Raw genomic sequence first — 10,056 nt, forward strand, 5'->3', positions numbered from 1 at the left:
GTCCCAGGCCGACCACTCGAGTGCGTCGAGCGGCGACGCCGGCAGCAACGCGGAGGCCGGTCCGGGCACGGCGACGGCCGACCCGACGAGCACCGCGGTGCCGAAGACGGCCTCGAAGGCCGACGTCGACGCCGCGAAGCAGGAGCTCGACGACCTCCAGGGCATCGAGCGCGCGATCAAGGCGAACCTGCGGAAGGCGGGCCAGACCGCGAACGTGCAGTTCACGGTCGACGCCCGCGGACTCACCGTGCGGCTCGTCGGCAGCGAGACCTACTTCGCGACGAACAGCGCCGACCTGTCCGACCAGGCGAAGCGGATCATGGACGCGATCGCGCCGGTGCTGAAGACGAGCGACCACGACGTCAGCATCGAGGGGCACGCCGACCAGCGGAACTCGACCGCACCGTACGCCACGAACTGGGAGCTCAGCGCGGCGCGGGCCACCGGGGTGCTGCGCGACCTCGTGGAACGCGGAGGCCTCCCGGCAGCCCACGTGCAGAGCGTCGGTTACGGGTCGAGCCGGCCGCTCGCGAAGGGCGAGTCCGACCAGGCACTCACCCTGAACCGACGGGTCGACATCGTGGTGCTGTCGAACCAGGACCAGGACGTCAGCGCGCTGATGCCCGCCCTGGCCGCGGCCCAGGACACCGCGAAGGGGGTCACCCACGGGTAGCGCGCTCCGAACCGCGACGACGCTGCCGCCCCAGAAGGGGGCACAGCGCTGACGGGTGGTCCACAGCGGACCGATAGACGCACCCGTGATCGAGACCGCCGCAGCACCGCCGTCGACGTCCGGCGTGCCCGCGCGGACCGACGCGGCGACGGGCCCGTCCGTGGACGCACCCGTCGACGTGTACGACTTCGCCCGCCCGTCGACCCTCGCCCGTGAGCACGCGCGGGTGCTCGAGCTCGCCTTCGAGACCTTCGCCCGGCAGTGGGGCACCCAGCTCACCGCGAAGGTGCGCGCCGTCAGCCAGGTCACGTGCGAGTCCGTCCAGATGAAGACCTACGACGAGTACGCCGCGTCGCTGCCCGCCCTCACCGGCATGGTCCTGCTCCCGATCGCCGACGTCGTGCCGAAGGGCGTGCTCCAGGTCCCGCTCGACGCCGCGCTCACCTGGGTGTCGCACGCGCTCGGCGCCTCGAAGCCGCTGCCGACCCCCGAGCGGACGTTCACCCCGATCGAGCAGGCCCTCGTCCGCAAGATCGTCGAGGACGCGCTCGACGACCTCCGCTACTCGTTCGGCGGGCTCCTCGCCCACGACGTGACCGCCGGCGGTTTCCAGTTCAACTCGCAGTTCGCCCAGGCCGCCCAGAAGGGCGACCTGATGATCGTCGCCGCCTTCGAGATCCGCGTCGGCGAGCGGGTCGCCCCGGGGACGCTCGCGCTCCCCGCCGAGGCGGTCCTGCCGCAGCTCGGTGAGACCGCGACGCACGTCTCCGCAGCCGAGGCCCGCCACCTGCTCGACGAGCAACTCGCGAACGTGCCCGTCGGCGTCGCCCTGCGCTTCGCGCCCGCGACGGTGCTGCCGGCACAGGTCCTCGGGCTCGCCGTCGGCGACCTGCTGCCGCTGCCGCACCCGCAGCACCGCCCCCTCACCATCGCGGTCGACGGCGAGCCCGTCGGCACCGCGGCCGTCGGCGCGAACGGGTCGCGCCTCGCCGGCATCGTCGTCACCACCACCGCAGCTACGGAGCCCTCCGCATGACCGCCACCACCACCCTCCACGCCACCGCCGCCGACTCCCTCGTGGTCGCCCTGCCGACGGCGGCGCCGCTCAGCGCGGTGGCACTGCCGGGAGGCGCGACACCGGCCGTGCTCGAAGCGGCGGCCACCGGGGTGGTCGCGTCGTTCGTCGGCGGCCTGTCGGCCGACCTCGTGCTCGTCCTCACCGATCTCGACGCCGTGACCGCGGCGGGCGGGACCGACCACGGCATCGTGGACGTCACCGACGTGCTCCGCCCCTCGCTCGAGGCGGCGGCGTCGGTCCTCGGCATCGGGGTGCTCGGCGACGCCCGGCTCGAGTCCGGCTCGGCGCTCCTCGCCGACCCGGAGACCGCGGTGTTCGAGCTGACCGCGGGCGGTGTGCCCGGCGGCTGGTTCGGCATCCGGGTGCGCGAGAACGGCACCGTGTCGGCGTCGCACGTGCCCACCGTCGCGGCGCCGGTCGGGAACCTCGGCCGCATCAACAACGTCGAGATGACCCTCACCGTCGAGATCGGCCGCACGCGGATGTCCGTGCGCGACGTGCTCGGCATGGAGCCCGGCGCCGTCGTCGAGCTCGACCGCAGCGCCGGCGCACCCGCCGACGTCCTGCTCAACGGGCGCCTCATCGCACACGGCGAGGTCGTCGTCGTCGACCAGGACTACGCCGTCCGCATCACGAAGATCCTCGACGTCGCCGAGACGGTCTGAGCGTGGACACCGCGGTCATCGTCCTCCGCGTCGCGCTCTCGCTCGGCGTGGTGCTCGCCCTCATGTGGGTGCTGCACCGGGTCAGCCGGAAGAAGCTCGTCGGCGGGAAGGCACACGGTCGTCGTGCCGCGTCGGTCGAGGTCGTCGGTCGTCAGGGCATCGGCGGCAAGGCGAGCGTCGTCGTGGTGGACGTCGAGGGGGAGCGGCTCGTGCTCGGGGTCACCGAACACGGGGTGTCGCTCCTGACGAGCGGCCAGGCGCCTGCGCCGGCGCCGGAGCTGACGATCGTCACCGGTCCCGTCGTCCTGCCCACGCGACGGGGCGCGACACCGACCGGGGACCCGGCTCCGACCCCGTCGGCCGACGTGTTCCGTCGCGAACTCGAGCAGCAGACCGGAGCCGAGCCGCGCCTCCCGGCCGACCGTGCTGACGCGAGCGACGCGACCGACGTGACGGACGGTGCCGCGGCGCCGCTGCCGATGCGCCCGCGCAACCGGCGCCCGCAGCGCGCCGTGGTCCCGACCGCGGCGCAGCTGCAGGGCTCGATCCTGTCCGCCGACACCTGGCGGCAGGCCGCAGCGGCCCTGAAGAACCGGCGAGCCGGGTGACCGCCCTGCGGTCCGGTCGACTGATCGCCCTCGTCCTCCTCGGGCTGGCGATGGTCGCCGGCTTCCTCCTGCTCACGGCGTCCGGCGCGCACGCGGCCGGCGTCGTGCAGCCGACCGCGCCGGCGACCCCGACCCCGCCCGCGACGGGCGACTTCAGCGTCAGCGTGAACGGCCCGGACGGCACGCCGTCGTCCGCCGTCGTGACGCTCATCGGCATCACGCTCCTCAGCGTCGCACCGGCCCTCATGCTCATGATGACGTCGTTCACGAAGATCTTCGTCGTCCTCGCGATGACCAGGAACGCCCTCGCGCTCCAGTCGATCCCGCCGAACCAGGTGCTCGCCGGGCTCGCGCTCTTCCTGTCGCTGTTCGTGATGGCGCCGGTCATCGGGCACATCAACGACGACGCCCTGCAGCCGTACCTCGCCGGCCACCTCGACTTCAACCAGGCGGTCGAGGTCGGCACGAAGCCGCTCCGGACGTTCATGCTGCACCAGACGCGCGAGGAGGACGTCGCCCTCATCACCCGCGCGGCCGGTCAGGCGAACCCGAAGGACATCGCGGACGTGCCGATGACGACCGTGATCCCGGCGTTCATCATCTCCGAGCTGCGGAGCGCGTTCATCATCGGGTTCGTCATCTTCATCCCGTTCCTCGTGATCGACCTCGTCGTCTCCGCGGCGCTCATGTCGATGGGCATGATGATGCTCCCGCCGGTGATGATCTCGCTGCCGTTCAAGATCCTGCTGTTCGTCCTCGTCGACGGCTGGGGCCTCATCATCAAGTCGCTCATCGAGTCGTACCAGGTGGTGCACTGATGGACCAGCAGGCCGTCCTCGACCTCGTGCTGCAGGCGCTCCTCGTCGCCGGCAAGCTCGCCGCACCCGTGCTCGTGACGTCGCTCGTGGTGGGCTTCGCGATCTCGCTCTTCCAGTCCGTGACCCAGATCCAGGAGGTCACGCTGTCGTTCGTCCCGAAGGCCGTCGCGGTGGCGGTCGCCCTGGTGATCTGCGGCAACTGGATGATCTCGGAGATGATCGCGTTCACGCACACCGCGTTCGACATGATCCCGAAGCTCCTCGGGGCGGCGTGATGGAGCTCGCGTTCGACGCCGCACGCCTCGAGGGGACGATGCTCGCGGGCGTGCGCCTCGTGGCGTTCTTCGTCATCGCGCCGCCGTTCTCCTACAAGGCGTTCCCCGGCACCGTGAAGGTCGTGCTCGGCATCGGGCTCGCCATCGGGGTCGCACCCCGGGTCGCGGCGGGCTACGCCCCGGCCGACACCGGCACGTTCCTCGTCGCCCTGGTCACGCAGCTCGTGGTGGGTCTCGCCCTCGGGTTCCTCGTGTTCCTCGTCTTCGCGGCCGTGCAGTCCGCCGGCGCACTCATCGACCTGTTCGGTGGGTTCACCCTCGCGGCGGCGTTCGACCCGCAGTCGCAGGTGCAGGGCGCGCAGTTCACACGGCTGTTCCAGATGACGGCGCTCGCACTCCTCTTCGCCTCGGGCGGCTACCAGCTCATCGTCGCCGGGCTCGTGCGGTCGTTCGACGCCGTGCCGCTCGTCGCCGCGGACGGCTCGCCGGGCGGCTTCGCGCTCGGGGGCTTCGCCGGGGTCCTCGTGCACGCCCTGACGCAGATGTTCCTCGCGACGCTGCAGATCGCCGGGCCGCTCGTCGTCGTGCTCTTCCTCGCCGACGTCGGGCTCGGGCTGCTCACCCGCGTCGCCCCGGCGCTGAACGCCTTCCAGATGGGCTTCCCGATCAAGATCGGCCTCACCGTCCTGTTCGCGGGTGCGCTCGTGATGGCGCTGCCCTCCGTCGTGTCGTCGCTCACCGGCGACGCCGTCCAGGCGATCACGGGCAGGGGGTGACGGCGTGTCCGACAGTGGAGAGCGGTCCGAGAAGGCCACCGACAAGCGGATGCGCGAGGTGCACCGCAAGGGGCAACTCGGCCGGTCGCAGGACCTCGGCGCGTGGGTCGGGATCGGTGCGGCGGCGGTGATGATCCCCGCGGCGGTCGGCAACGCGGCAGCGGCGGGGGAGTCCCAGCTCGCGGCGGTGCGGACCGTCATCGCGGACCCCACGATCGGCACGATGAACCGGGTGTTCGCCGAGGCCATGGCGTCCGTCGGCACCATCATCGGCCCGATGCTCGGGGTCACCGCGGTCGCCGTGCTCGCCGCCGCCGTGGCCCAGGGCGGCGTGCACTTCCGCCGGATGGCGCCGCAGCCCGACCACTTCGACCCGGTGCAGGGGATCAAGCGTGTGTTCGGCGTGCAAGCGCTGTGGAACGGCGTCAAGGCGCTGCTGAAGACCACGGTCGTCGGGCTCGTGCTCTGGTTCGCCGTGCAGGGGCTCGTCCCCGTCCTCATGACCAGCGGCTCGCTGCCGCTGACCGCGGTGCTCGCTGCCGCCGGGGACGGCGTCGGCACACTGCTCCGTGCGGCGATCGCCGCGGGGCTGCTGCTCGCCGCGGTGGACGTGTTCGTGGTCGTCCGCCGGAACCGGAAGCGCACGATGATGACCAAGCGCGAGGTCAAGGACGAGAACAAGCAGTCCGACGGCGACCCCTTGATCAAGTCGCAGCGTCGCTCGCGGCAGATGGCGATGAGTCGCAACCGGATGATCTCGGCCATCGGCGACGCGGACGTCGTGATGACCAACCCGACGCACTACGCCGTCGCGATCAAGTACGAGGCGGGCAAGTCCGCGCCGCGCGTCGTCGCCAAGGGCGCGGGGCCGGTCGCCGCCGCGATCAAGGACCGGGCGCTCGAGGCCCGCGTGCCGATCGTGCAGGACGTCCCGCTCACCCGCGCCCTGCACGCCGCGTGCGAGCTCGGGCAGGAGATCCCGGTCGACCTCTACACGCCGGTGGCCCGCGTGCTGTCGTTCGTCATGCAGCTCGCGGCCCGCGGCGCGGCTGCCGGCACGCACGCCGCGCCGCGTCCGACGACCGAGGCCGAGGTCGCGACCGTCCTCGACCCGACGACGCTCACGGGCGACGTCCGGCCCCGCAAGCTCCGCGCCCCGCGCCCTGCCCAGACCCCGCGCCCTGCCCAGACCCCGCGCCCTGCCCAGACCCCGCGCCCTGCCCAGACCCCGCGCGAAGGCGCTCCGAACGAAGGGGTTCCCGCGTGAACCGCAAGGACCTGCCGAAGCTCGCCGTCCCGGTCTTCATCGTCGGCATCATCCTGCTGCTGATCCTGCCGGTACCGTCGTTCCTGCTCGACGTGCTCATCATCTGCAACATCCTGCTGGCGCTCGTCATCCTGCTCACGACGCTGTTCGTGAAGAAGCCGCTCGACTTCTCGGTGTTCCCGTCGCTGCTGCTCGTCGCGACGCTGTTCCGCCTCGGCCTGAACGTCGCCTCCACGCGCCTCGTGCTCGGCGAGGGCTTCGCGGGCGACGTCATCCAGGCGTTCGGACACGTCGCCGTGTCCGGGTCGATCATCATCGGCGCCGTGATCTTCCTCATCCTCGTCGTGATCCAGTTCGTGGTCGTCACGAAGGGTGCCGAGCGCGTCGCCGAGGTGGGCGCCCGCTTCACGCTCGACGCGATGCCGGGCAAGCAGATGGCGATCGACGCCGACCTGAACGCGGGGCTCATCACGGACGCCGAGGCGAAGGAGCGCCGCGCGGCGGTCTCCGCGGAGGCCGACTTCTACGGCGCGATGGACGGTGCCTCGAAGTTCGTCAAGGGCGACGCCATCGCGGGCATCCTCATCATCGTCATCAACCTCGTCGGCGGCATCGCGATCGGGATGACCCAGAACGGCCTCTCGATCACCGACGCCCTCGGCAGGTACGGCATCCTGACGATCGGCGACGGGCTCGTCACGCAGATCCCCGCGCTCCTCATGGCGGTGTCCACGGGCATGATCGTGACCCGCTCCGGCGCCGAGACCGAGATGGGCTCGAGCGCCGCTGCCCAGCTCGGCCAGTCGCGGAACGCCCTCACCATCGCCGGGGTCGCCGCGATCGCGATGGGGTTCATTCCCGGCATGCCGATCGCGGCGTTCCTCATCGTCGGCGGGCTCCTCCTGTTCACCGGGTGGCGCATCGGGCAGAACGCGAAGCGCGAGGCCGCGGCGGCCGAGCAGGCGCATGCACTGGAATCCGCCGCCCCGAGTGCCGACACCCCGGAGGACCTCATCGAGCAGATGCGCGTGCACGCGCTCGAGATCCTGCTCGCCCCCGACCTCGTCGACATGGCGTCCGGCGCCTCGGACGACCTGCTCGGCCGGGTGCGCGCACTGCGCCGGAAGATCGCGGTCGACATGGGCATCGTCGTGCCGCCGGTCCGGACACGGGACAGCATCGACCTGCCGCCGTCGACGTACGCGATCCGGATCGCCGGCGTCGAGGCCGGCCGAGGGACCGCTCCGTCCCGCAGCGTCCTCGCCCTCGGGGACCAGCTCGACGGACTCCCGGGCACGGCCACCGTCGAGCCGGTGTTCGGCCTCGCCGGCAAGTGGGTGCCCGCAGAGCTCCGGCACGCCGCCGAGATGACCGGCGCGACCGTGATCGACCGGGTGTCCGTGCTCGTGACGCACCTGCAGGCCGTCATCGGCGACAACGCCGCGCGCCTGCTCACCCGCGAGGACGTCAAGGTCCTCACGGAGGGCGTCAAGCAGGTCAACCCCGCCGCGGTCGACGAACTCGTCCCCGGCATGCTGTCGATGGCCGAGCTCCAGCGGGTCCTGCAGGGACTCCTCGCCGAACGGGTGCCGATCAACGACCTCGGCCGCATCTGCGAGGCACTCACCCTCCGCGCGAAGGTGTCCACCGACCCGGAGGGGCTCGTCGAGTCCGCGCGTGCCGCTCTCGGGCCGGCGCTCGTCGCCCGCCATGCCGACGGCGGCGTGCTGCGGGTCATCATGATCGACCCGATGCTCGAACAGTCGATGCTCGAGGGGCTCCGCCCGTCGGAGCAGGGGAGCCAGATCGTCCTCGACGCGCACCGCATCGAGCAGGTCCTCGGGTCCGTGCGCGACGCGGTCCGCTCGGTGGAGGACCAGGGGCTCTCGGCGGTCCTCGTCTGCGCTCCGCAGCTCCGGCCCGCCGTGCACCGCATGGTGGCCGCGCAGTCGAACGGCCTGCCGGTGCTGTCGTACCAGGAGGCCACGGCCGCGGGCTCCACCATCGAGACCGTGGGGGTGGTCCGTGTCACCGACGCGGTTGCAGCGTGACGGCGCGACCCTCGAGGCGGTCCGCGACGCCGTCCGCGAGGAGTTCGGTCCCGCCGCCCGGATCGTCGCCGCCGAGCGGGTGACGACGCCCGGCATCGCCGGGATGTTCCGCAGGGCCCACGTCGAAGCGACGGTCGAGGTCCCCTCGCCGGACGAGGCGCCCACCGCCGTGGTCGCGATCGCCGACGGGCCCGTGCAGCGTGCGGGCATCGCGGCGCTCCTCGCCGACGCGGAGGCCGCCGAGGCGCGGATCACGGCGGCCGACGGCACCGGGTCGACGCGCGCCGACGCGTTCGCGTCGGTCCTCGACGGGTTCGTGGCCGACGGCATCGCACCAGCGTCCGCACCGGTGGTCCGCAGCCTGCCCGACCAGGGCGGGTCGCGCCTCCAGGCCGTCGCCGACAACCGGCCTGGAGGCGCGGATCACGTCCTCGACGACGTGTCGGTCCCCGACGCCCTGCTCGCATCGCCGCTGGTCGCCGCCGCACCGCCGGTGCGGCCCGTCGTACCGGCGGTCCGCTCCGCGGACGGCGACCTGGTCCTGCTCGTCGGTCGTGCGGGAGACGTCGACGCGGTCGCCGGGCTGTTCGCCACCCGGCACGCCCTCCGACCGACCGCGGCCGCGGACCGGCGCTCCGGGATCCTCGCACGCGCCGACGGCGTCCGGGACGGCGTGAGCGTGCTCGCGGTCGCCGCGTGGGACGACCGGTCGACGATCGAGGCGCTCGGCGCGGACCAGGTCTGGCTCGTCGTCGACGCGGGGCGGAAGACCGAGGACGCCGCGGCGATGCTCCGGGCGGTGGCGGCGCACGTCGCCGTCGCCGGGGTGGTGGCGATCGGAGCCGCGGAGACCGCCACGCCGGAGTCGGTGCACCTGCTGGGAGTGCCGGTCCTGTCGCTAGGCTGACGGGGTGCTGGTACTCACGCGGAAGGTCGGCGAGCGGATCCTCGTCGGTGACGACATCGTCATCACGGTGCTCGACGGCCGTGGCGACGGGGTGCGGATCGGCATCGACGCCCCGCGCGGTGTGAAGATCCAGCGTGAAGAGGTCGTCCGGGCGGTCATCGAGGCGAACGCCGAGGCAGCCGCTGCCGCCGGTGCTGCCGACGACGACGCCGAGGCCCGGCTCCGTCGTGCGCTGGGCGACCAGGGCGGTCCGTCGGCCGCGTCCTGATCGTCCGCTGCCTGGTTCCGCCCCGGCCTTCCGGGTTCCGCTGCCCGTTGTCGCTCGGCGTTCCCGGTGCGCTCCTCGGTGCGCCTAGAGGAGGACGACCGCGGCGGCGAGTCCTGCCCAGCAGGTGCTGGTGAGGGTGCCCACGATGAAGCGTTCGCGCGCCGCGGGGGAGTCGAGCTCGGAGAACCGGCCGAGGCCCTTCACCGCGATCACCGCTGCGACGATCTCGAGGTGACCGACGAGCGCGGCCCCGACGATCGCGAAGCGCTCCAGGAACCCGATCACCGCGCCGCCCCGGAGGACCTCCGAGGGCTGGGGAGCCGTCGGGAGCGTCGGGTCGCCGAGCGGCTCGTCCGTCGTGCTCACCAGGATGCCGCCGTGCGTGCCCCGTCGGACGTCGCCGCGGCGGAGGTCACGCCGCATCGCGACGCCGAGGACGGCCCCGGTGACGGCGCTGCCGGCGAGGATGCCGAGGAGGCAGACCGCGGCGGCGAGCACGGTGCCGGCGACGGGGTCGGGGGCGGTCGCGGCGAGCCCGGGTCCGGGTCCGGTACCGGTGCCGCCGCTGGAGCCCGTGCCGGCGCTGATGGTCCCGGTCGCGATGCGGACGGTGAGGAGGCCCAGGAGCACGACCACCGCCGGGGCCGCCCGGACGACGGGGTGCAGCGGG

Annotated in this window: 12 protein-coding genes; 11 read left to right on the forward strand and 1 reads right to left on the reverse strand. The window is 72.8% G+C overall.

Annotated features, from left to right (window positions below):
• The 11 genes from ACSW7Y_RS13445 to csrA all read left to right on the forward strand — a co-directional run.
• Window positions 1-673: OmpA/MotB family protein (locus ACSW7Y_RS13445; RefSeq protein WP_438126757.1), on the forward strand; the 673-nt coding region annotated here is incomplete at its 5' end.
• Between the two features lie 85 nt (window positions 674-758).
• Window positions 759-1,709 carry a flagellar motor switch protein FliM gene (locus tag ACSW7Y_RS13450; RefSeq protein ID WP_438126758.1) on the forward strand — a complete coding sequence of 317 codons (951 nt, stop codon included), beginning with the start codon at window positions 759-761 and terminating at the stop codon, window positions 1,707-1,709.
• Window positions 1,706-2,416 carry a flagellar motor switch protein FliN gene (fliN, locus tag ACSW7Y_RS13455; protein ID WP_438126759.1) on the forward strand — a complete coding sequence of 237 codons (711 nt, stop codon included), beginning with the start codon at window positions 1,706-1,708 and terminating at the stop codon, window positions 2,414-2,416. Before ACSW7Y_RS13450 ends, fliN begins: the two co-directional genes overlap by 4 nt.
• 2 nt (window positions 2,417-2,418) lie before the next feature.
• Complete coding sequence (locus ACSW7Y_RS13460) at window positions 2,419-3,024, forward strand: flagellar biosynthetic protein FliO (protein WP_438126760.1); 606 nt, start codon at window positions 2,419-2,421, stop codon at window positions 3,022-3,024.
• A 50-nt stretch (window positions 3,025-3,074) separates the two neighbouring features.
• Entirely contained in the window at window positions 3,075-3,842 is a 768-nt protein-coding gene (gene fliP, locus ACSW7Y_RS13465; protein ID WP_438126768.1) for a flagellar type III secretion system pore protein FliP, read from the forward strand.
• Complete coding sequence (gene fliQ / locus ACSW7Y_RS13470; protein ID WP_438126761.1) at window positions 3,842-4,117, forward strand: flagellar biosynthesis protein FliQ; 276 nt, start codon at window positions 3,842-3,844, stop codon at window positions 4,115-4,117. The genes fliP and fliQ overlap by 1 nt, the downstream gene beginning before the upstream one ends.
• The gene (locus ACSW7Y_RS13475; protein WP_438126762.1) at window positions 4,117-4,893 is read left to right on the forward strand and encodes a flagellar biosynthetic protein FliR; all 777 of its coding nucleotides are present in this window, start codon (window positions 4,117-4,119) and stop codon (window positions 4,891-4,893) included. Before fliQ ends, ACSW7Y_RS13475 begins: the two co-directional genes overlap by 1 nt.
• Window positions 4,894-4,897: 4 nt before the next feature.
• Complete coding sequence (locus ACSW7Y_RS13480) at window positions 4,898-6,160, forward strand: EscU/YscU/HrcU family type III secretion system export apparatus switch protein (RefSeq protein ID WP_438126763.1); 1,263 nt, start codon at window positions 4,898-4,900, stop codon at window positions 6,158-6,160.
• A complete protein-coding gene (locus ACSW7Y_RS13485; RefSeq protein WP_438126764.1) occupies window positions 6,157-8,211 on the forward strand; it encodes a flagellar biosynthesis protein FlhA in 2,055 nt (684 codons plus the stop codon). Before ACSW7Y_RS13480 ends, ACSW7Y_RS13485 begins: the two co-directional genes overlap by 4 nt.
• Window positions 8,186-9,118: a hypothetical protein gene (locus tag ACSW7Y_RS13490; protein ID WP_438126765.1), complete on the forward strand. Its 933-nt coding sequence runs from the start codon at window positions 8,186-8,188 to the stop codon at window positions 9,116-9,118. The genes ACSW7Y_RS13485 and ACSW7Y_RS13490 overlap by 26 nt, the downstream gene beginning before the upstream one ends.
• 4 nt (window positions 9,119-9,122) lie before the next feature.
• A complete protein-coding gene (csrA, locus tag ACSW7Y_RS13495) occupies window positions 9,123-9,386 on the forward strand; it encodes a carbon storage regulator CsrA (protein ID WP_438126766.1) in 264 nt (87 codons plus the stop codon).
• Between the two features lie 84 nt (window positions 9,387-9,470).
• Here csrA and ACSW7Y_RS13500 read toward each other — a convergent pair.
• Window positions 9,471-10,056: hypothetical protein (locus ACSW7Y_RS13500; RefSeq protein WP_438126767.1), on the reverse strand; the 586-nt coding region annotated here is incomplete at its 5' end.

The organism is Curtobacterium flaccumfaciens, from assembly GCF_051548005.1.
In the GTDB taxonomy this organism is placed as follows: domain Bacteria; phylum Actinomycetota; class Actinomycetes; order Actinomycetales; family Microbacteriaceae; genus Curtobacterium.